General features: G+C 48.0%; 18 protein-coding genes. 16 read left to right on the top strand and 2 right to left on the bottom strand.

The genetic code is table 11. The features are described 5' to 3' along the window. The first annotated feature begins 21 nt into the window (after positions 1 to 21). The 15 genes from AAH944_RS12995 to AAH944_RS12925 all read left to right on the top strand — a co-directional run bounded on the left by AAH944_RS12995 (position 22) and on the right by AAH944_RS12925 (position 16,406). Positions 22 to 264 carry a hypothetical protein gene (locus tag AAH944_RS12995; protein ID WP_015044725.1) on the top strand — a complete coding sequence of 81 codons (243 nt, stop codon included), beginning with the start codon at positions 22 to 24 and terminating at the stop codon, positions 262 to 264. A 197-nt stretch (positions 265 to 461) separates the two neighbouring features. Further along, the gene (locus tag AAH944_RS12990; RefSeq protein WP_415535222.1) at positions 462 to 1,322 is read left to right on the top strand and encodes a DapH/DapD/GlmU-related protein; all 861 of its coding nucleotides are present in this window, start codon (positions 462 to 464) and stop codon (positions 1,320 to 1,322) included. A gap of 232 nt (positions 1,323 to 1,554) precedes the next feature. Continuing rightward, positions 1,555 to 2,673, top strand: coding sequence for a DegT/DnrJ/EryC1/StrS family aminotransferase (locus AAH944_RS12985; protein WP_415535221.1), 1,119 nt, complete (start codon positions 1,555 to 1,557; stop codon positions 2,671 to 2,673). 204 nt (positions 2,674 to 2,877) lie between these two features. After that, positions 2,878 to 4,254 carry an O-antigen ligase family protein gene (locus tag AAH944_RS12980; RefSeq protein ID WP_415535220.1) on the top strand — a complete coding sequence of 459 codons (1,377 nt, stop codon included), beginning with the start codon at positions 2,878 to 2,880 and terminating at the stop codon, positions 4,252 to 4,254. Positions 4,255 to 4,266: 12 nt separating this feature from the next. Then, entirely contained in the window at positions 4,267 to 5,559 is a 1,293-nt protein-coding gene (locus AAH944_RS12975; RefSeq protein ID WP_415535219.1) for a glycosyltransferase family 4 protein, read from the top strand. Beyond that, the gene (locus AAH944_RS12970; RefSeq protein ID WP_415535218.1) at positions 5,556 to 6,698 is read left to right on the top strand and encodes a glycosyltransferase family 4 protein; all 1,143 of its coding nucleotides are present in this window, start codon (positions 5,556 to 5,558) and stop codon (positions 6,696 to 6,698) included. Before AAH944_RS12975 ends, AAH944_RS12970 begins: the two co-directional genes overlap by 4 nt. A gap of 97 nt (positions 6,699 to 6,795) precedes the next feature. Continuing rightward, complete coding sequence (locus AAH944_RS12965) at positions 6,796 to 8,211, top strand: flippase (protein ID WP_415535217.1); 1,416 nt, start codon at positions 6,796 to 6,798, stop codon at positions 8,209 to 8,211. A gap of 19 nt (positions 8,212 to 8,230) precedes the next feature. Continuing rightward, on the top strand, positions 8,231 to 9,565 hold the full coding sequence (locus AAH944_RS12960; RefSeq protein WP_287897009.1) for an O-antigen ligase family protein: 1,335 nt from the start codon (positions 8,231 to 8,233) through the stop codon (positions 9,563 to 9,565). Between the two features lie 715 nt (positions 9,566 to 10,280). Then, positions 10,281 to 11,501 (top strand): glycosyltransferase family 4 protein, encoded by a 1,221-nt coding sequence (locus AAH944_RS12955; protein ID WP_287897011.1) that lies wholly within the window; start codon positions 10,281 to 10,283, stop codon positions 11,499 to 11,501. Positions 11,502 to 11,711: 210 nt separating this feature from the next. Further along, entirely contained in the window at positions 11,712 to 12,881 is a 1,170-nt protein-coding gene (locus AAH944_RS12950) for a DegT/DnrJ/EryC1/StrS family aminotransferase (RefSeq protein ID WP_287897013.1), read from the top strand. Between the two features lie 123 nt (positions 12,882 to 13,004). After that, complete coding sequence (locus AAH944_RS12945; protein ID WP_287897015.1) at positions 13,005 to 13,616, top strand: sugar transferase; 612 nt, start codon at positions 13,005 to 13,007, stop codon at positions 13,614 to 13,616. Between the two features lie 125 nt (positions 13,617 to 13,741). Further along, a complete protein-coding gene (gene tnpA / locus AAH944_RS12940) occupies positions 13,742 to 14,095 on the top strand; it encodes an IS66 family insertion sequence element accessory protein TnpA (protein WP_415535038.1) in 354 nt (117 codons plus the stop codon). Further along, positions 14,095 to 14,445: an IS66 family insertion sequence element accessory protein TnpB gene (gene tnpB, locus AAH944_RS12935; RefSeq protein WP_415535039.1), complete on the top strand. Its 351-nt coding sequence runs from the start codon at positions 14,095 to 14,097 to the stop codon at positions 14,443 to 14,445. Before tnpA ends, tnpB begins: the two co-directional genes overlap by 1 nt. Positions 14,446 to 14,520: 75 nt before the next feature. Next, positions 14,521 to 16,122: an IS66 family transposase gene (tnpC, locus tag AAH944_RS12930; RefSeq protein ID WP_353852839.1), complete on the top strand. Its 1,602-nt coding sequence runs from the start codon at positions 14,521 to 14,523 to the stop codon at positions 16,120 to 16,122. Continuing rightward, on the top strand, positions 16,122 to 16,406 hold the full coding sequence (locus tag AAH944_RS12925) for a hypothetical protein (RefSeq protein ID WP_068884324.1): 285 nt from the start codon (positions 16,122 to 16,124) through the stop codon (positions 16,404 to 16,406). The genes tnpC and AAH944_RS12925 overlap by 1 nt, the downstream gene beginning before the upstream one ends. 159 nt (positions 16,407 to 16,565) lie before the next feature. On the opposite strand, the gene AAH944_RS12920 is transcribed toward AAH944_RS12925, so the two are convergent. Together AAH944_RS12920 and AAH944_RS12915 are read right to left on the bottom strand one after the other, a co-directional pair. Further along, positions 16,566 to 17,546 carry a glycosyl hydrolase family 18 protein gene (locus tag AAH944_RS12920; protein WP_287895955.1) on the bottom strand — a complete coding sequence of 327 codons (981 nt, stop codon included), beginning with the start codon at positions 17,544 to 17,546 and terminating at the stop codon, positions 16,566 to 16,568. Between the two features lie 202 nt (positions 17,547 to 17,748). Further along, positions 17,749 to 19,821: a cell wall-binding repeat-containing protein gene (locus AAH944_RS12915; protein ID WP_287895956.1), complete on the bottom strand. Its 2,073-nt coding sequence runs from the start codon at positions 19,819 to 19,821 to the stop codon at positions 17,749 to 17,751. Positions 19,822 to 19,977: 156 nt separating this feature from the next. On the opposite strand from AAH944_RS12915, the gene AAH944_RS12910 reads away from it, so the two are divergent. Continuing rightward, positions 19,978 to 22,737 carry a S8 family serine peptidase gene (locus AAH944_RS12910; protein WP_287895957.1) on the top strand — a complete coding sequence of 920 codons (2,760 nt, stop codon included), beginning with the start codon at positions 19,978 to 19,980 and terminating at the stop codon, positions 22,735 to 22,737. The last annotated feature ends 328 nt before the right edge of the window (positions 22,738 to 23,065 follow it).

The following is a 23,065-nucleotide window of genomic DNA, read 5'->3' as shown; positions in this document are numbered from 1 at the left end:
AACCGGAAAGGAGACAGAAAAATGAGACCTCCTTATGATGGACCGGGGCCGGGAACATATTCGATGATGCCGGATTATCACCAGACAATGATGCAGGTCGAGCTTGCCGTCAGGCATGGAATGAGAGAAGCGGGGACTGTGAATGTTAGACACGGTGTTATGGAAACAGCCCTTATTGCTTACCTATTAGGCAAAGGCTTTGACTATTATCAGGCAGTCCGGATCGTAGAATCCTGGGAACGGAATGAAACTTTCCCTATGTAAATGTTATTTATCAAGGTGAAAGTCACTACATGTGAGGATGTTTATAGCAAAGCATCCTCGTTTATTTGTTTCAGAAAGTATAAGCACTTCCTAATACATCTAAAGGAAACTAAGGCTTGGTGCAAGCTAAGTATTCTTAGTGATAGCTTGTTTTTAGAATATTGATAAATTAAACTGTATAGAAAGAAGGGTTTGATTTGGCAGCTGAAATTCATTCCGGAGCGGTTATCGCGGCTAGCGCTATGATTGGGAAACAGGTAAGTATCGCTCCTTTTTGCGTAATAGGGGAGAATGTCGTAATTGAAGACGGGGCAATACTGGAGCCGGGGTGTGTACTGGCGGATGGAGTGAAGGTTGGTAAAGATGTTAAACTTGGATGCCATGTCACCTTGGGAAATCAGGTAGTTTTGGAAGCCGGGGTTACCGCAGGGGATCATACCGTGGTGTATCCGGGGACAGTCATTGGAGAAGACACGTTTGTCGGCAGCAATTCGTCAATAGGACGCCCGCCGCGCGCAGCGGCAACCAGTACGGTCAAAAACACGGAAGATCTGCCGCCGCTTACAGTTGGTAAAAAGTGTACCATTGGCTGCTCCTCGGTGATTTATTCCGGTACGGAGCTCGGCGACGGGGTTTTTATCGGAGACAGGGCCTTGGTCCGGGAGCGTTGCATGCTTGGTGATAAAGTTGTTGTCGGCAGCGGCAGTGCTGTCGAGAATAATACCAGGATCGGATCTTTTACGAAGATCCAGACCGGCTCCTACATTACCGCATATATGGAGATTGAAGAAAATGTCTTCATTGCGCCGATGGTGACAACGACGAATGACAATTATATGGGGCGGACCGAAAAACGTTTTAAACATATCAAGGGAGCCGTAATCCGCAGGGCAGCACGGATCGGAGGAGGAGCGATCCTGCTTCCGGGCATTGAAGTCGCGGAAGAGACATTTGTCGCGGCAGGTTCGCTCATCACAAAAGATACAGTTGCCGGGAAGGTCTACAAAGGATTTCCTGCCAAAGCCGTCCGGGATGTCCCGGAAGATGAGCTGATCTAGCTAATGTATTACCGAGACCTACCAGGATAAACAATTATATTAATTCTTGAAATTAACCTGTTCAGGGTGTACCCTAAATATATTGTCTGCAGTTGCTCCATGCCATCCATGGAATAAGCGAAGCGCCAATTCTATCCACACGGTATGATGAACTCTAAACAAGACAATTTGTATTCATAGGATATTTGTTCGACATTAGGCCATCCGTGGCCGTCAGAAAGGGAGGATGCATGTGTCAATTCCACTTTTGGATTTAAAGGCGCAGTACTTATCGATAAAAGAAGAGATTGATCAGGCGGTACTCGGGGTTCTGGACTCTTGTCAGTTCATCCTCGGACCGAATGTGAAAGCAATGGAGGAAAAAACAGCAGCGTACTGCGGGACAAAGCACGCTGTTGCTGTTGCCAATGGCACGGATGCGCTCGTACTGGCTCTCAAAGCCTGCGGCATTGAACAGGGTGATGAAGTCATCACGACACCGTTTACTTTTTTTGCTTCCGCAGAGGCAGTTGCGAGTCTCGGGGCAACACCTGTATTCGTAGATATTGATCCGATCACACTGAATATGGATATTGACCAATTGGAAAGCAAAATTACCTCCAGGACAAAGGCGATCATTCCTGTTCATATTTTTGGCCAGATGGTCAATATGGATAAGGTCATGGACCTGGCCCAAAAATATGAGCTTAAGATTATAGAGGATGCAGCCCAGGCGATCGGGGCCGAATACAAGGGCAAAAGAGCCGGAGCCTGCGGAACGGCCGGAACATTCAGCTTTTTCCCAACCAAGAATCTCGGCGGCTATGGCGATGGCGGCATGGTGGTGACCAACTGTGATGAAATTGCGGAAAAGGTCAGACTGTTCCGTTTCCATGGTTCCAAGACAAAATATTTCCATGAAGAGATTGGCTATAACAGCAGACTGGACGAGGTCCAGGCTGCTATTCTCCGCGTCAAGTTTCAGTATCTGGATGAATGGAACAAAGCCCGCAGGCAAAAAGCCGAACTGTACGACAGCCTGCTTAAACCGCTGGCAGATCAGGGGAAACTGATCCTTCCCGGCAGAGACCCGGAGGCCTATCAGGTGTTCCATCTGTATGTCATGCGAGTCGAACAGAGAGAAAAAGTCATGCAGAAATTGAAGGAAGCAGGCATCGCTTCAGCGATCTATTATCCGCTTCCACTCCATCTGCAGAAAGCTTTTGCGTATTTGGGCTATAAGGCCGGTGATTTCCCTGAGGCCGAAAAGGCCAGCGAGCATGCACTGGCGATCCCGTGTTATCCCGAACTGACCCTGCAGCAGCAGGAAGAAATTGTACATGTGATTAACGATTGTTTAATACCTAGCTAAAACTGGCATGCAGACTTAGCGTAATAAACTTATAATCAGTCTGTAAGCCACAGTGCCGCTGTGAGCGGAGCATGGAGTGCGCAGCGCGGCTGTTTGTGCCATGGATGGCACAACAGTCGAAAAGCGGTATTGTGGCTTACAGACCAGCCCTAGGAAATAATTTAGCATTCATTACTAATTTCCGTATGTAAAACAGGAGGCACAATGTTTTGGAATAACGGCATTACGAGAAGGAATGATACCAGACTTTTTATTTTGGCGATGGTCATGCTTTCAGCAATGATCCTGCCTTCATTTCCTATTCATCCTTCTCTTCCTAATATTCGATTGGACGAGCTGCTGCTTTTCGGTACCTTTGGCCTGAACATCCTGCTGTTTGCAGCGAAAGGATTCCGCTTCATACCTGAAGAAAAACAGCAGTTGCTGAAACGCAAACAAGAACATAAGTGGATTCTGCTGATTTTTGTTTTACTCGTATTCTCTTACGCCATTTCCAACATCTACGGCGTAATCATCAAAGGAGCAGGTTATTACGGTCTCCGGGATGTCATGGAACTGGTGACATTCTGCAAATATTATCTGGCTGTAACGCTTGCTTTGTCCATCGATCTGCGAAGAGAGGAATTTGACTTCCTGGGCAAAGCTTTTCTTGGCGGCCTTGCTTTTTTGATTATTTTCGGCTGGGGACAGCATTTTAACGTACTGAATATGAATACCTGGCTGTCGCCCTATTTTGACCAGCAGCACTGGCAGCTCCTTTTGGTCGGCAATCCGGCCAGGGTGCAGGGCACCTTTGACAACCCGAATTTCTTCGGGATATTTACTGTGATGACGCTTTCCTTTCTGACAGTGCGCTATTATTTCGGTGAAGATCACGGGAAATTTCCGGTCCTGCTGTTTATTTTGATCGGCTTTGTGATCAAACTGGAATTCCTGACGATATCCCGGACGGCTCTGGCCGGTATTGGGCTGCTTTTTCTGATTTTAACCATTTGGGCTTTTGTCTATCACCGGCATAACAAAAAGGTTCTGATTAAAATAGCGGCGCTGTTTGTGCTGACGGCAGTTCTTTTCCTAACGGCTTCAGGCGATTTCTTCTACAGGCTGCAGGAAGGACTCGACTTTTCCAACAGTACTTCTTTCCAGGGCCACCTGGACCGCTGGGGAAAGGCAATCGGCAGCATTTGGGATTCTCCGATCTTTGGCTGGGGTACGCAGAAATATGTGATGACAACACTTGTAGACAATGAGTATGCATTGTATGCCAGAAGGTACGGTTTATTCGGGCTGGCGATCTATCTGAGCTTCTTTTTGCTTCCGTTTATTCTTGGCATCAGAAACCTTCGCTCTAAGATTGTTGCCTCTGGACGGGGGCTCACATTCAGCCAGCCGATGCAGTTTATGGCTGCGTATGCCGCAGTGCTGCCATCCATCTTTGTGTTTAACATTATGGCAGGTATATTCTATAATCTTCAGTTGATGACTTTCTTTGCAATTTGTATGGGTCTGGCTTATAATTCGTTTGCGGAGCAAAGGGGGATAAACGATACATCCCTAAGACCCCTCAGTTCCTTTGAGTAAGGTGGTTTAACGGTGAAGATATTAGTGCTCTCTCATATGTATCCTTCATCTCAGAATCCGGCTTACGGCATTTTCATTCATAAGCAGGTTAAAGCGCTGCAGAATCAAGGCTGTGAGATTAAAGTCGTATCGCCTGTGCCTTATGCACCCTGGCCTCTGCCGGCACTCCAGCCGAAATGGCGGACCTATGCGTCCATACCCGATAAGGCAGTGGTGGACGGAGTTGAAGTATACTATCCGCGTTATCTCGAGTTTCCGCGCTCATACTTCCTGGATCAGTCGGGCTATTTCATGTACCGGGGAATCCGCAGACAGGTCGCGCAGATCCGCCGGGAGTTTCCATTTGATCTGATTCATGCCCATGTGGCCCTTCCCGACGGCTACGCGGCATTTTTACTGAAGAAAGACGATGATATTCCGCTTGTGGTTACCATCCACGGGCAGGACTTTCAGTCAACCCTGACCAAAAATGAAAAATGCCGCCAGAGACTTTTTGAGGTACTGGAAGGTACGGACAGAATCATTACAGTCAGCTCCAAACTGAAGAATATCATCAGGGACCAGGCTTTTTTCTCGAAGACAGAGGTTATCAATAACGGCATCGACTTGAATGACTGTGTACCGCCGCCAGATATTTTTCCCGGCGATCATTCAGATAGGCATGGTATTTCCGCTGACATTCTCAGTACAAATCAGAACGAAAGTATTTTAAGTACTGATAGCAGCGGCATTTCCAGTAATACCCGAAAAGAAATAAAAATCCTGAGTGTTTCGAATCTAAAGAAAACCAAGGGCATCGATCTGAATCTCCGGGCGGTTTCATCTCTGGCCGGAAAATATCCTTCACTCAAATATTTTATCGCAGGTGACGGGGAAGAAAGACAGGCCTTGGAGGATTTGACGAAAGGCCTGAACCTCAAAGATAAGGTTGTTTTCCTTGGAAAGCTTACCCACCCTGAAGTGATAAAAGAGATGGCTGGGGCCGATATTTTCTGTCTGCCAAGCTGGCAGGAAGGCTTCGGCGTCGTCTATATTGAAGCGATGGCTCAGGGGTTGCCGGTTATCGGTATCCGCGGCGAAGGGATCGAAGATGCGTTGATCCACGGCCAAAATGGTCTGCTTGTCGCCCCCCGGAATGTCGAAGATCTTACCGGAGCACTCGATGCGCTGCTCAGAGACCCTGTTTACTGCCGGAGGCTCGGTGAGGCAGGCAGGCAAACGGTGCTAGATCAGTTTACCTGGTCAAATAATGCGGCCCAAACGGCCCGAGTCTATCAAACTTTAACAGGAGGCAGGACAGTTTGAAAATATGCATTCTCACAACGGGTCATCCGGCCCTCGATAACCGAATATTTTACAAGCAGGCTTTGTCTCTTAAGAAAAAATATGACGACATTACCCTGATTGTTCCTGATGAGAGAACTGAATATATAGAACAGGGGATCCGGATCATTGGCGTGCCAAGAGCGGGGTCTCTTTACGGTCGTTTTAAGCTCGGGGATACCGTCGTTGCCAAAGCGATCGAACTTCAGCCGGATATCTGCCATTTTCACGACTTTGAACTAATCTACAAAGTGTTAAAGATTAAAAAAGCGTTGCCTGCATGCAAGCTGATTTACGATGTCCACGAGCATTACCCGGATATGATGCGCATGTCCAGGAAGATCCCGCGGATCTTGAGGCCCTTGGCTACTTTTTTGGTCGATAAAAGTGAACTGTATTATGCTGAAAAATTTGACCAGATCATCACGGCAGATGATGCAGTCAAAGACCGGTTTACCGGCAAAAATCCAAGAGTTGATGTGGTCTATAATTTTACGGAATTTATACCGACGGAAGCTGACGCTTCGCCAAAAGAAACGGAACTCCCGGAAAAGGAATACGATGCCATTTACCAGGGGGATATTACACTGGAGCGCGGCGTATATATGACTGTCCAAGCCATCAAGCTGCTGAAGGAGAAGTATCCGGACATCCGGATGATTTTTGTGGGGCCTTTTAACGACGTAGAAGGCAAAGAAATCGTCACCCAATACATCGAAGAAAATGATCTGAGTAATCATATCCTTTTCACAGGACGGGTACCCCATCTCGAGGTCCAGGATTATATCCGAAAGTCCAGGGTTGGCGTAGTTACGCTGCTGCCGCTGCCCAAATATTTTAAGAACATACCGATTAAACAGTTTGAATATATGAGCTGCGGTATCCCTATTGTCGGCAGCAATCTTCCTCCGATCCAGCGTTTTCTGACCAGCTACAACAGTGGGATCATTGTTGATCCGACCAAGCCTGAGGATATTGCCAAAGGTCTGGGCATCCTGCTGGCCGATCCGCGGCTCTGCAAAGAGATGGGCGATAACGGCATCAAGGCTGTCAGAGAAGAGTACAACTGGGGCAAAATGGAGGAAAAGCTGCTGAAGATTTACAGCAGATTTGAGAACTAAGACTTAAGAACATGACTGAAAAGATGGAAATAGATAGAAGCGTCCAAGAGAGACCGTAATGTCGAATAAAGAAAAGCTAAAGAAGAAGTGATAGCGTTTGGATACCCGCCTGATCGCTAAAAATGCTGCGGCCCTGGGAATATCGGGAGTACTTGCCAAGGCCATTGCCGCCGTGGTGGGTATATTTGTTACCCGCTATCTCGGCCCGGGACCATTTGGAGATTACTCCACAGCGTACGCGTTCGCCGGAACGTTTATCCTGTTTGCGGAGCTTGGAATCAGCCAGCTCATGGTGCAGGATTGTTCGCGGAACCTGACCGAACTGCCGCGGTATTTCGGCAACACGTTGTTTGTCAAGACCATAATCTCCATTGTGTGTTTTCTATTAATGGTTATCTTTATGTTCCCGGCCGGATACAATACGTTGACCAAAGAAATGGTTGTCGTTTTGGGCGTGGCTGTATCTTTCAATGCGCTGAATCAGTCGGTCTATAACTATTATCAAGCCGTTCAGAAGCTCTACCTGGCTGCAGCCTTCCAGTTTTTGACCACATTTCTGATCGGAGGACTGACCATTGCGGTGATCTTTGCCGGGATGGGAGTCGTCGCAATTACGTTTACCCATTTGTTTACGTATATATTGATTAGTGTGCTCCTGTTTTTCGCCCTCAGAAGGGAAATCAGGCCGCGCGTTGAACGGAGCAGCCTGGTGCTGATGGTCAGGAACGGATTGCCGTTCGGGATTCACCGGATATTTTATAACATTTTTTTTCAGCTCAGCATCCTGGTTTTGTCACTGACGGCAAGCAATGTCGAGGTAGGGATTTATGCCGCGGCATACAAGCTTGTCCTGATGCTGATCTTCCTGCCGAGTCTAATGACCAGTGCGCTTTATCCTGTGCTGTATCAGCTCGGGGAAACGGATAAGGACGGTCATCGTAATACGACTGAAAAGGTCTTCAAGCTGCTTTCTGGGATTGGGATCCCAGGCAGCATCCTGATTTTTGTTTTAGCAGGGCCGCTGACAACATGGCTTTATGCCGGAAAATTTGATGAATCGATTCCGATCCTGATGATCGTGTCCTGGTTCTTTGCACTGGAATGCATGAGTTTTTCCCTGGGCGATGTCCTGACAACAACCAACCACCAGTGGCAGAGAACCATCGTGCAGGGTTCTGCGCTTGTACTGATGTTTATCCTGATTATGGTCTTGAATCCGCTGTTCGGGATCAGCGGTACTGCGTATGCGCTGATCATTGTCGAGATCTTTATCTTTTGCGGATACTACCTGTTGGTCCAAAAAGGGGTTTATAAGATACGGATCTGGCGCCAGCTGCCGTCAATTGTGTTTGCTTCCTTGCTGATGGCAGGGACCGCCTGGTTGACAAACAGCTTTCATCCGCTGATATCTGCTGTAACGGCTGGAATCATTTATTGCCTGGCGCTCGTGATATTGGACAGGGATTTCCGGAAGATCGGTGGATTTGTTATTCAGAAGGGTCTTCGAAAATAAAAACTGGGAGGAATCGAACATGCTTCAGTGGCCGGTATTCGTGTTAACCATCATACTTCTTGGTTACCTGGCTGTCAAAAAGCCGCTATGGCTCGTGCCGTTGCTGGCAGTGGCAGTCGCGCTGGAAATATCGATTAGCTGGTATCCGAACCTTGGCTTTTTGGAAAAAATTTTGGGAGAAGTCTCACTGACCAGGCTTGCCAGTATTGTTCTGATCCTGGCGGCATTTTCCCGCGTGTTTTTTTCGGAGAAGATGCGCAAAAAGCTTAGGGCGGTTCTAAAAGATCCACTGACGCTTGTTTTATTGGCTTTTATTATTCTTGGTGGGATAAGTGTTGTATACTCCGCCAACTTTGGCAACACTGTTACTGAAACCATCCGGCTGCTGATTTTATTTGCTGTGTTTATCTCTACCGCACTTTTGATGGATAAAGAACGCGCCCTGCTGCCTTTCAAAGCCGTACATATCATGGCACTCCTGCTTGCGCTGGTCAGTTTCTATGAAGGAATTACGGGGAACCTGATCTGGCAGGGAGACAAACTGCTGGTTGAGCAGACGCTGCGGGTCAATGCTACCTTTGTCGACCCCAATATTTTTGCACGTTACATCATCCTCGGGATTGCGTCGAATTTTGTTCTGCAGATTTATACCCGGGAAAGAAGCCATAAACTGATTTATATGGCATGTCTGGCCGTCCTGCTGGCAGAACTGGTGCTGACAGGTTCCCGCGGTGGATTCCTGACGCTGCTGACGATTCTGATTGCTACTTTGATCTTTTTGCCGAACAAAAAGGCTGTTCTCTGGGTTCTCGGTTTAGGTGCCCTTTGCGGGGCAATTGTGATCTTCCTGCGTCCGGAAATCTGGGAGAGGATGCTGACGATAACGAAGGGTTTCGCATACTCGAGTGAGCAGCGTTTATACCTTTGGAAGGCCGCAATTGCAATATTCAAGGACCATCCGCTGATTGGCACAGGCCTTGGCACTTTCGAGACTGTGTTTAAACAGAGTTATTTTGATTTCATGAATATTCCCGGCGGAGCGATACGCTCCCACACCACCATTCTGACGATCGCTTCGGAACTGGGGGTCGTGGGGTTGGCTGTACTCACGGTGATCTGGGCAGCGATCCTGTACAGGCTGGCCAAATTGTTCAGCCTCGGACATGACTACCTCGGTATGTTTCAGGAGCAAAACCAATACTTTGCCGGCACGGGCTATGTGCTGTGGGCTGCAACCGTATTTATCAGCTCTCAAGCTGAGGGACGCTTCTTCGAGGATCCGATATTCTGGCTCAGCTGCGCGATGCTTGTTGTGTTGAAGCTTTCGCGGAAGTACCGGCTGGAGCTTGACTAATTTGTTAGAGCTTCTCTGCGGGGCAGCGGACTAATCTAATTCTAGGGCTTGTCTGTGGGCCACAGATTGATTGCATTTTTAGGGCCTGTCTGCGTGCCACAATTCCGCTTTCGGCCGTTGTGTCCTCCTTGACACGTCGCTCCTTGCCTTCCATGGCATCGCGACATTAGGCCATCCGTGGCCGTCAAAAGGCCGCGCTCCGCACTCCTTGCTCCGCTTTTCGCGGAACCGTGGCACGCAGACCGATCATAAGCTTTTATAATTGTTCTGTGGCCCACAGACTAATTATAAGGTCGTTTATGTAAGTCTGCGTGTATTAGACCATCTATGGGTTGCGTTCATGGTATCACGGCATTAAGCTATCCATGGCCGTCGCCGCGTTCCGCATCAGCGGTCCGGTTGGACGCGCTTAGCACGTCTTTTATTACTAGTACAACGTTCTCAAATTCCCTGCTCGAATAATTCATACAAGCTTGATTACCCTAAATTAGGTCTGGGGGTCACAATTCCAGCGTTAAGTGGAGCATGGAGGCGGAGCGCGGCTGTTTGCGCCACGGATGGCGCAACAGCCGAAAGCGGAGTTGTGGCGCACAGGCCAACTCGGGAGTTTAACGCAATCATATATTTGAGTATTTATTTCAGGAACGTTGTACTATGAAGAAGTAGCCAAAATAAGTTTAGTAAAGTAAGTATGAACCTAGGAGTAAAGATAAGAATGCGTATTTTACTTTTGACGCAGTATTTTCCGCCGGAGAAGGGGGCAGCTCAGGTAAGGCTCTGGGAGCTGGCCAAAGGCCTGCGGAACCAGGGGAATACAGTTACGGTCGTAACTGCCTTTCCGAACCATCCCACCGGGATCATCCCAGATGAATACCGGGGGAAAGTGTTTGTGCGTGAGGATATGGAAGGGATCGTTGTTCTGAGAACCTGCATCTATCCAGTGAAGCGGGGCAGGTTCTGGCTGCGTTTGCTGAACTATTTTTCTTTTGTCTTTTCTGCTTTTTTGGGAATTTGCCGCAGCGGTCCCCAGGACTTGATTGTCGTGGAATCTCCGCCGCTTTTTATCGGTTTTACAGCTGTCATTACTTCTTTCTTCAAAAGAGCACCCTATATCTTCAATGTCTCCGATCTGTGGCCGGAATCCGCGGTGCAGCTCGGACTTGTCACCAATAAGCAGCTTATCGGCATGTGCGAGTGGCTGGAACGTTGTTTTTACCGCAAGGCGTTTAAACTTTCGGCGCAGACCCAGGGGATTGTGGAAGGACTGAAAAAGAAAGGGGTCCAAGCTGAAGATATCTTGTTCCTGCCTAACGGTGTCGATACCGAACTTTTTACACCAAGGCCCAAAGACGTGGTATTGGAACAGCAGCTTGGGCTGCAGGGGAAATATGTGGTCCTGTACGCCGGGACGATGGGGTACGCTCATGGGATTGAGACAGCGCTTGAAGCCGCCGATCTGCTGCGTGCTGAGCCGGAAATATTTTTTCTGTTTGTCGGCGACGGGTCCGAAAGACCCCGGCTCGAACAGATCGCCCGGGAAAAGGAACTGCCCAATGTCCGTTTTATCGATTTCCAGCCACTCGAAGAGATTCCACGTTACTATTCGTTAAGTAGTATCAGCCTCTCAACGCTTAGACGCTATAAGCTCTCGGAAGGGGTGAGGCCTTCGAAGGTATTCCCGGCAATGGCCAGCGGTCAGCCGCTGATCTATGTCGGAGAGGGTGAAGGCGCCGAGATTGTCAAAGAAAGCGGCGGCGGAGTGGTGCTCGAACCCGAAAGCCCCAAACTCCTTGCCGAGATGGTCATGCGTCTAAAGGCAGATCCGGAAACCTGCAGGGTACTCTCCGAAAAGGGAAGGGAATATGTCATCCGGCACTATTCCTGGGACAGTATCGTCAGAAACTGGCTTGAGCAGCTTCATTTGAAGAAAGCCTAAAGTTGTTTTTTGGCCAAAGCGTAGTAAAATAAAGGAGTCAATGAAAAATTAGCCAATGAACAAGGAGTTAAAAGTATTGAAGAATAAGCGAAGTATAAAAACAATTAATGGATAAATTAAAAAGACAAAAATCAAATAAAAACAATAGAACAAAATAATAACATAATAACATGATAGCAGATACTGAAACGAAGAAAGAGGCGTAAGTTTATGAGTCCACGACGCGAACAGTTCCTTCCCTATGCGCTGCCGCTGATTGAAGATGATGATATTGCGGCTGTTGTCGACAGCCTGAGATCGAATTGGATTTCCAAGGGTCCAAAGACCGGAGAATTTGAAAAGCGTTTTGCTGAATATATAGGCGTTAAACACGCCATTGCGCTGAATTCCTGCACTGCAGGACTGCACATCGCCCTGCTGGCTGCCGGAGTAGGAGCGGGCGATGAGGTAATCACTACGGCGATGACGTTTGCAGCCTCATCGAATGTGATCATTCACTGCGGGGCAACTCCGGTTCTGGTAGATATTGACCCGCAAACCATGAATATTGATCCGGAAAAAATCGAAGAGAAGATAACATCTAAGACCGAGGCAATTATCCCGGTTCATCTTGCCGGGCTTCCGTGCGAGATGGATAAAATTATGCAGATTGCGAAAAAATACAACCTTTTTGTATTGGAAGATGCGGCCCATGGCACGTATACGAAGTACAAAGACAGAATGGTCGGCACGATCGGTGATGCGGCAGCCTTTTCGTTCTATGCGACGAAGAATCTGGCAACCGGAGAGGGCGGCATGGTGACGACCAACGATGATGAGCTTGCCAACAAGATGAGGGTTTTGAGCCTCCACGGCATGAGCCGGAATGCCTGGAATAGATTTTCTGAAAAAGGCTCCTGGTATTATGAGATTGAATACCCGGGATATAAATACAATATGACGGATATTCAGGCTGCGATGGGGATGACCCAGCTGGCTAAACTGGAATCCATGCAGGCCAGAAGAGAAGTCATCTGGCAGCGTTATAACGCTGCTTTCAACAAGCTTCCTGAGATTGAAGTTCCGACCGATTTTACATATGCCCGTCATGCCCGCCATTTGTATATGATCAGGCTGAATCTCGATAAACTTGCAGTGGACCGGGCTGCGTTTATTGAATTGCTTAAGGAAGAAAATATCGGCACCAGCGTTCACTATATTCCGCTTCCGTATCATCCGTATTACCGGGATACCTTTGGCTACAAACCCGGAGATTTTCCAAAGACGGAAGCACTTTATGAAAGAATTATTTCCCTGCCGCTTTATCCTAGAATGAGTGATACCGATGTTCAGGATGTTATCGAAGCCGTACAGCGTGTTATCGAAAAGGTCAGGTCATAAGAAGGAAGAACAGACTTTCTCCTTCGTTTCTTATAGAGTTTAGGAAATTGTTCGAAATCCCCTACGAAAGATAGTAAGAATTTTTGTAAGATGTGAAGGAGTAAAATCCCAAGGAGTGGTAATTTGTTTGCGAAAAGGGTTCTAGACCTGTTGATTTCCATCCCGCTGCTCATTATTTTATCCCCGTTGTGGCTGATGATTGTCTTTTGGATCAAAGCCGATTCCAAGGGTCCCGCAGTCTTCAGGCAGGAAAGAGTGGGACGGAACGGAGCGCTCTTCACAATCTATAAATTCCGGACCATGGTTCCAAATGCCGATACTGTGATGAAGGAAAAAATCGAGCAGCTGAAAAAAGAAGGCAAGTTTGATCCGGACAACTTCTTCTTTCAGGACAAGGATGATCCGAGGATTACGAAGAGCGGCAGATTTTTAAGAAAAAGCAGCCTGGACGAGCTGCCCCAGCTTTTGAATATTATCAACGGTACGATGAGTATCGTTGGTCCGAGGCCGGAAGTCCCGGAAATCGTGGACCAGTATACGCCTGAACAACGTCATCGTCTGGATATGCCGCCGGGTGTGACCGGTCTAGCCCAGGTCAACGGCCGCAGTGAGCTGACGCTCACGGAAACCCTGAAATATGACGTGGAATACGTCCAAAACTGGCGTTTCGGCCTTGATCTGAAGATACTTTGGAAGACCCTTTTTATTGTTTTAAAGGGCAAGGGCGCGTACTAATATTGGTAAGCGTCAAAGACACCATCACATAGAATTGTAGCCTTGAAGATAGTACAATCACAATAAATATGGTTGAAAAAGTTGAAAAAGTTTGCACACTTTTTCAACCAAAGCGGAGTGGTTGTATGAATATACAAAAAGTCACAACAGAGTACCGACTATCACAGTGGATGCAGGTGATACAGGACCGGCAATGCAGCGGACAGAGCATTAAGGATTTCTGCCAGGAGAAAGGAATAAGTAAGCATGCATACTTTTATTGGCAGCGACAGTTACGAAAGGTTGCATGTATGGAACTTTCAAAACGGAAAGAAGAAACCATCGTAAGCTGTGTCCCGGAAGGGTGGATGCAACTTTCCCAAGGTCAAGAAATAAAATCAACGCTGGATATTGAAGTCGGTGGCTGTCACGTCACCGTGGATGCGGAGACGGATCCTGAACTTCTGAAAAAAGTCTGCCGCATATTGAGGGTGCTGTAATGAGATGGAGTGACAAACCCGTGTACCTATGCTGCGGGCATACCGATATGAGGAAATCAATCAACGGACTCATGGCGCTGGTTAAAGACAACTTTTCCATCGATCCGTTTTCAGAAGCATTGTTTGTATTCTGCAACCGGCATCGGAACAGAATAAAAATCCTGGAATGGGACGGCGACGGATTCTGGTTGTATTTCAAACGTCTGGAGCGCGGACATTTTCGCTGGCCGGCAAAGGGAGACACTGCCACCATGGTTCTTGAAACCAAAGAATTATCTTATCTTATTGAAGGTGCGAAACTGGAGAAAAAGCTGAAACGAGAAGAAGTTTTCGAGCGGCAAATCTCTTGAAATATTTATCTCGAAACAGCGTTTAGAACCGCATGAAATCTAGCTTTTTTGCGGTTTTTATGGTATAATTTTCTTATGAAAACGCAAGAAACTTCAGCAGAACAACTGCTTGGAATAATTGAAGAAAAGGACCGCAAAATTGCTGAATTAGAGCAACAAGTACAGTGGTTTATGTCACAGATCCGCCTTGCTAAGCATAAACAATTTGGCGCATCAAGTGAAAAGACAGACGGTATTCAGATGCTCATATTCAACGAGGCCGAATCAAGCGCCGATATAAGCAAGCCGGAACCGAAGCTTGCCGAGGTAAAAGCGCATTATCGTAAACGGACACGCCTTACAACTGACAAATTGCCGAAGGATTTACCTGTTGAGGTAATTGAACACGAGCTTCCGGCAGAAGAGTGTATTTGTCCGAATTGCAGCAGTCAGTTACATACAATGGGCAGGGAAACTCGCGAAGAACTCAAAGTCATTCCTGCCAAAGCAATCATTGTACGGCACGTACGGCATATTTACGCCTGCCGTAATTGTGAAGGAACTGCCGAGCATGTTCCTATCATAAAAGCAGATATGCCGGAACCTGTCATCAAAGGCGGATTTGCTTCCCCCGAGACAATTGCCCATATAGCGGTACAGAAATTCATGATGGCATCCCCACTATACCGACAGGAGCAGGAGTGGAAACAAAACGGCATCCTGCTTTCCCGGCAGACGATGTCAAACTGGATGATCAAAGCCAGTGAGGACTGGCTGGAACCGATATATGAAGAGATGAAGCTTAGATTATGTGAGCATGAAGTGCTCCACGCAGATGAAACCACGCTGCAGGTGTTGAAAGAACCGGGAAAGACGGCGCAGTCAAAGAGTTACATGTGGCTGTACCGCACCAGCGGAGATACAAAACACCAGATTGTAATTTATGACTATCAAGTTGACAGAAAACATACCCATCCTGGAAAATTCTTAAAAGATTTTACAGGTTACCTTCATACAGATGGATACGAAGGTTATCATAAGCTTCCTGAAAACATAATCGTTGTGGGCTGCCTGGCACATCTTAGGCGGAAGTTTTTCGATGCCTTTAAAACCCTGCCCAAGGAGAAACAACCGGAATCCAGTGCGGCAAAAGGGGTTACCTATTGTGACAAGCTGTTCCACCTTGAAAAACAGTTTGCTTCCCTTACCCCGTATAAACGCCTTCAAGAGCGCAAACGCTTGTCAAAGCCTGTATTTGATGACTTTTACAATTGGATCAATGGGCTTGCTGCTTTGCCTAACACACTTCTTGGTAAGGCGGTACATTATGCCAAGTCCCAACAAAAATATCTTAAGAGATACCTGCTGGACGGACGTCTTGAAATTTCAAACAACCGTGCGGAACGTAGTATTAAACCTTTTGTAATCGGTCGAAAGAACTGGATCTTTACTAACACACCAAACGGCGCCAGGGCCAGTGCGATTTATTACAGCCTAATTGTGAGTGCGAGAGAAAATGGCTTGAATCCATTTGAATATTTAACATGGATTTTTACAAATGCCCCTAACTTAGGAAGAGCGGGTTACATATCTGAAATTAAAGACTTTTTACCTGGTAGTGCAGCCTTGCCGGAGAAAGTATTCACCCCGCAGCCCGGTAACGGAAGTCCGGAAAAATATGCGTGGGAGGAAGACTGATGAAGGTTGGAAAACATACGGCGTTTATGATAGATTTTATCTCTGATTTTGCTGACGGAAAGATATCAAGATATCTCTTCGAAATGGATTATTCAGGCTATGTTATTGAGCATTTTCCGAAGATGAAAAGGGAGAATGCTCGTTTAGCACAAAAATTCGTCAGCACTGTCGATGATGTCTTCGAATATGCTCAAGCTAACAACATATCTGATGATGATTTTAGGATAATGGTTAACAATGCTCTTTGCGATCTTCTTGGAGTGGATGAGCCTGATTTAATGTAGCTCACGTCTGAATCTGTTTGACGCTTACTAATATTGGAATGGTTCAGCACGTTTCTATAATGACTTACGTACTCTTCATGTATGATAAAAGAAACTTTTCCTGTGAGGCACTTCAGGTGTCTCTTCTTTTTTGGGGGTATTGCTGATTTCGTTCCTTTCCTATTCCAGTAGTGCCGCAAATTGCCCGGCGCTCGTCTGGTCGAGCCAGGCCAAGGACCAGCAGCCTATCCCTCCGAGGTTAAATTCGTTTAGCAGGCTGAGTTTGCCGGACCAGCTCCGGCTGTCATCGTAGTACACAGTCCAGCGATGACCGTGTTCATCCGTATAGCAATACGTCGGTGTCCCAATAGGATTGGAGGGCGAGGTCTCTCTATTCGTTATTGCGCGGTATCTTTCAGCAGTCTGGGTTGCTGCCGTAAGGCCCAACGCCTTGGATACCCAGCGTGTCCCGTCCTGCCGCCAGGCTCTGCCGTAGAACGGTATGCCCATCAGCGCCTTCGAGGGAGGAATCCGTGTAACGGCATACGCCATGACCCGGCGCACCCAGTCCGGCGGCGCGATCGGACCCGGGGCAGAAGTGGCGTAATGCAGGTCATAGGACATAATCTGTACGTAGTTGGCATATCCGGATAGCTCGGCGTAGTTATACTGAACGCACCAGGGCTCTGCTATTTCGGAAGTCCGGGACATCACAGAGACGAGCGTGAGCTTTCCTTTGGCGGATAACTGCGCATAGAGGTCTTTCATTAAAGCGGTAAGTCCCGGACCTGTATCGGTCGGGAGCGCTTCAAGATCGACCAGAATCCCGTCCGCTCCGGTATCCCGGATGAGCTTCAGGCAGCTTTCCTTGAAAATACTGTGTTTCAGCGGGTCACGCAGCATATCCCCGGCAGACTTGCCGCTGCCCAGGACCATCGGAACCACTTTGGCTCCACTGCGCTGTCCGAGAGCGACCAGGTACTTCGGTATTTCAGGATCGGTAAAGACGTTGCCAAAGCTGCCATCCGCCTGCAGCGGTCCTGCAAAATTCGGCGATAAGATTGAGAGGGTGGCCGTTGAACTCGCTGGAACACAGGGCAGCTGTTTTTCGTAGGCAGCCTTGCTGCCGTATCCGTCCCAAAAATACAGGGATGTTTTCACGTTAACGCCTCTTTTCAGTTAATTGCTCTCAGTCTTTGTTGTATTGTTATTACAAAATATGCATATACAATGATTATAGTATTCCTGAGACGTTGATCGTGATTATAACTTCAACGAATTTAGAAGAGCTGCAAGCGATATTTGCCTTCAGCTCTTTGCCAGTTCTCGTTTTACTGAGGGATCGTTTGTTGAGCAAATGTAACTACTGAATACGTTCTTTCAACAGCGGATATAATTCCGGCGCACTGACGTCATTGACCGACCCCATGGACCAGCCGGCAATGCCACCGAGGTCGAATTCATTCACCAAGTCCAGTTTCACGCCCCAGCTTAGCCTGTCATCAAAATAACAAGAATGTTTTCTATTGTTTTCATCGACATACGTAAAGGTCGGGACGCCTATCGGATCAGTCAGCGTGTTTGCTCGGGTTATCGTTGCTCCGGCTTCTGCAGCAGTTTTCTTCGCTATAGTCCAGCCAAAAGTTTGAGATATTACCCAGCCGTCACCGGTGTTATTAACCCGCCAGTCCCGTCCGTAATAGGGGATACCCATTAGAATTTTTTCTGAAGGGACCTTTGTAACAGCGTAAGACATCACCTTACGAACCCAATCGACCGGCGCGATCGGCCCCGGATTCGATGTAGAATAATCATAGCTCATGATTTGCAGATAATCCGCATACTGTGCCATATCATGATAATTGAATTCAGCGTACCATGTTTGCGCATCAGATGTTTTGGACATTACTGAAGCAATTACCATCTTGCCCTGCGGATGCAAAGTGGAATAAAGCTGGGCCAGTAGGTCAGTAACTTCTTCTTCCAGATCATCATCTAGTATTTCAAAATCAACGTCGATGCCGTCTGCATTTGTTTCCTGAATCATCTTCACAGCGCTTGTCACAAATTTATTCCGTTTGGCAGGATCGCTCAGCATATTGTTCCCTAACTCCCCGTCAACCATAACCAGCGGGAGGACTTGGACGTTCTTACTGTGTCCCAGGGATACGAGATACGTGGGAGTTTCGGCAGTGCTAAAGCGATAAGCAAAGCTGCCGTCATCCTGTAAACCCCCGGCGAAATTCGGAACAAGGATATCGATATAGTCAGCAAAGCTATCGGGCACGTAGGTAAGCAACCGTTCATATTCAGACTTCACCCCGTAGCCCGTCCAGAACTGCAAGGATATTTTGGAACTGGTGCTTCCGATCCGGACAATATTTTGTATTGCTGTACTGATCACATCAAAACCGCCCAAGAAAAAGAAATTATTCACACTGGCTCTGTTTGTTCCAAGATAAGCTGTAGTCGGCGTATTCAGCAGGGCATTTTCATCCTTCGGAACCAGTAGAATCGGGTTATTGTTTCTAGCGGCGAGCACAGAGCCTGCCAGTGCATCCGGGAAGGAGCTGCCTGTCGCGATGATCATCTTATCCATATTGAAAGGAAGGCCTTTCAGAATGGCCACATTGGTCTTGTAGCGGTCCAGATCACTCAGCCTGCTGACAGTATACCCGGCTGTTTTGAGCTGATTTGCAGCCGAAGCGCTAATTGCGCTTTCACCGCCGATCAAGGTGATCTCCGTGACACCGAGTTTCTGCAGCGCATTCAGGGTTGCCGTGGGGACTTTCTGCGTATCGGTCAGCAGAAGCGGAATTCCATTGGCTGCGGCGTAGGAAGAAATGCTCAACGCATCGGCAAAGACTTTGCCGGAAGCTAGGAAAGCCCGTGTGCTGCTTTCCACAGAAGTGGTTGAAATATTAGCAGCTGTTTCATAACGATCATTCCCTTGAATCCGGTAGGTCGTTAAGCCATTTGCTTTCAACGCATTTTCGACGCTTGCCGATATCGCGCCTGTTCCGCCAAGGATAAAGACCGAGGAAGCATTCAGACGCTGGATTTCCTGAAGGACTTCCGGGCGCAGCCGGTTGGATTCGGTCAGCAGCAGGGGTCCGCCGCCTACCACAGCACTGTTGGCCAGAACAGCCCCGGCCAGGGCGTCAGGAAATGCATCTCCGCGGGTCAGGACGACGCTGCTGGCATTGGTCCAGTTATTTGAAGATATTTCGACTGCGGTCTCATATCTGGTCTCTCCGGCAAAACGAGTAAAAGAAGTGGTACTGCTGTCTGCAGCATAGGCGGATTTAGGCATTTCTCCCGTCCCCATAAACAGGCTGCACGTAAAGAAAGAAGCCAGGGTCAGAGTTGCTATTCCTTTTCTAACCAGGCTTGTCGCTCGCTTTTTTTGATGACTATTCATTTTTAACTTGAACATAAAGATTCTCCTCCATATATTCTGTCTGGCAAAAAACTGGATATCTCTTTATTTCGCCATCAGACTCGAAAGTCCTGTTCAAAATGCAGGAAAATATAAGATCTTGCCGAATTTGTGAAAAACATACAAAAACACAAAAAATGTGAGGACACAAAAATGCTGCCTATAAGCACCAGGAATCCGCTAAAACAAAAAACGATCCGATTGAGAATAAATTCCCTTCTAAGCGTAAAAAGTTTTTCAGCATTTTTGCTTTGTTTTATTCTGGTATTTCAGGGCATACCAGACGGCCTGGGGGAGGCCACAGCTGCTATAGAGATATCTGATTCTTCGACACTGCCGGCCCAATCTGAGCAAACCCTAAGCGAAAACAGCGAACAACTGTTTATAACGGAAGAATACGATCCGGCATCCGTACGTTTGGTCGTTGAGACAACTCAGAACACCGATCTCGATACACTGGCTGAAGCTGTCGGAGGCGAGATGGTAAGGACCGGACCGCTTGATTATTGCACACTGCAGTTTGAAGGAACCAAAGATACAAATGAAGCAGCGGATATCCTGCAAAAAACACTTCAAGTCCCGGGAGTTCTAAATGCGTCCTGGAGTAAAAAATATCAGACGGAAGGTGCTGTAGATACGAAAGTTTTCACTACAGCTGTCAGTGATCCCGAATACAGTTATCAGTGGGGGCTGCAAAGGGTAAGGGCCGACCAGGTCTGGCAAGAAGGTGTAACCGGCCAAGGGGTCGTGATTGCCGTGATTGACACCGGCGTAGACCTCGATCATCCGGATCTGGCGGATGCAAACGGCAGCAATCTTGTGAAAGGGTATAACGCGATTACGCGAAGTACCGCGACCTCAGCTGTACAGGACGACAACGGACACGGCACTTCTGTGGCCGGACTGATTGCCGCCCGTAATAATAATAAAGGCATTATCGGAGTCGCCTATAATGCGAAAATCATGCCAATTAAGGCCATGGACAGAAACGGCGAAGGAGAGGATGCCGTCATCGCGGACGGTATTATCTGGGCCGTCGATAACGGTGCTAAGATCATTAATATGAGCCTCGGTTCCGATGAAGAAACCAAAATTCTTGACGACGCGCTGCAGTACGCAGCTGATAAAGGGTGCCTGCTGATCGGAGCTTCAGGTAATGTTTCCGGAAGCACTTCCCAGGTCTACAGCCACCAGACGGTTGCGGGAACCAGCGAGGTGTCTTATCCTGCGGCGAATCCGAACGTTTTGGCTGTCTCGGCTTTGGATTCCTCTGATGTGATTACGGATTTTTCCCTGACAGGACCGGAGGTGCTGCTTTCCGCTCCGGGCAAAAGGATCCTTACCGATTACTGGTCAAATACAGAGACGGGCTGTGCCTATATGACGGGGACCTCGATCGCGGCACCGTTTGTTACGGGCGCCGCAGCCCTGCTCTGGAGCAAATATCCAGGATTGACGGCCGATCAAATTAAGCAGGCCCTGATGGAATCGGCCTATGATCTTGGACAGAAAGGCCGGGATGATGATTACGGTTACGGCCGGCTGGATATCTATCGTTCACTGAAGACATTTGGAGCCCTGCAGCGCTATACCTCTCCGGCCGCTCTGGGCTGGGAAGGCGGCATCGTATCTGCGGGCAGTGCCGGAGAGGAACCGGCTGTCGAGCTGGCCGTCCCGACCGGAGCCTTTGCGTTGCAGGTCGACAGCACCGGAACGGAAAAAAAGATCAACATTTCCATATCTGAAGCAAAATCTCCGGGCAGTTTTCCTGAAGGGATCATTTCCGGCAGTGAAGCGTTTGCAATCAGTTGGGGAGAAGTACTGCCTGAAAAAGTCCTTAATCTGACGGTCAAAGCAGAACTGCCTGCCTCATATGCATACGGATCAGAATCAGGCTATCTTGCCTATTTATATCGATGGAGCGGCTCGAGATGGATCAGGGCTGGCGGGGGATTTTCGACAGTAGTTGCAGCGGTCAAAGTCTCCATCTATGAGCCTGGGACTTACCAGGTCGGCTGGAGTCCGGCTCCTGCTAACGACCGGATCGCCGGATCGGACAGGATCACGACCGCGCTGGCCATTGCGAGGGAGGCGTTCCCTACCGGCGCGGATACCGTCGTGATTGCCCGGGCTGATGATTTTCCCGATGCGCTGGCCGGAGCACCGCTTGCTTACAAGTACCATGCACCGATCCTGCTGACGTACCCTAACGAGCTGCCGCAGGAAGTCTATCAGGCGGTGCAGGATTTAAATACGAATAAAATTATCATTCTCGGCGGCACAGGGGCTGTTTCAGCTAACGTCGAAGCCAAGCTCGCCAATATTGCCGCTGTAAAGCGGCTGGCCGGAAACAACCGATATGACACTGCCGCGGCTGTCGCCGACATGCTTGGCACAAAAGGGCAGGCAGTCGTGGTCAGCGGGGCCAACTTTCCGGATGCAATTGCAGCGGCTTCTTTCGCGGCAGTAGAAGGCAAACCAATTTTATTGACGTCTTCCGGAATATTAAACAGCGAAACCCTGCTTGCCCTGAAGAAAAGTTCCATTACCGCTACGGAAGTGATCGGCGGGAGCGGAGCAGTCTCCGGAAATGTACTGTCAGAACTGCCTTCCCCGGTCAGAATCGGCGGTGCGGATCGTTATGCAACGTCTGCAGGCGTTCTCCAAGAACATAAAACTGCAGGACAGGTACTATATATAGCCACAGGAATGAATTTTCCCGATGCACTGACCGGAGGAATTTTGGCAGCGACAGGCTCATCCAATATTTTGCTCGTTTCCCAAAGCGGTCTGTCTGCCAGTCAAAAAGTTTTGCTGTCATCATACAAAGGTAAAACGGTGATAGCGATCGGCGGGGCAAAAGCATTGCCGAGTACTGTCTTGACGGAGATGCGGCAGCTCGGATTACTGTAAAATAAGAAGCAATTGGGCTCCTGCGTCAGTTAAATGGCCAAAAAATCGTCTTTATAGAGGGACTGTGAACAGAATGTCACTAAAAAAACACTGGAAATTTCTGCGCGAATATTGTAGAATAACATAGCGCGATTAATTTGGGTGATTATGTCAATTTCTTAAGGAATACCAATGTTTCCTGTGAAAAAAGTTGTGTTCTTATGCAGGAATATTGAGTTCTTTAAAGAATAATATATGGAGGTATGAGAAGCTCATTACATAAGCTTCTCTTTACCCATAGAACGTCTAAAGGGATAACCGCCCCTGAGGAACGAGGCTCAGAGGGGGG

This window comes from Dehalobacter sp. CP, from assembly GCF_047652685.1.
GTDB lineage: Bacteria > Bacillota > Desulfitobacteriia > Desulfitobacteriales > Syntrophobotulaceae > Dehalobacter.
This window is presented reverse-complemented; position numbering and strand designations above follow the sequence as displayed.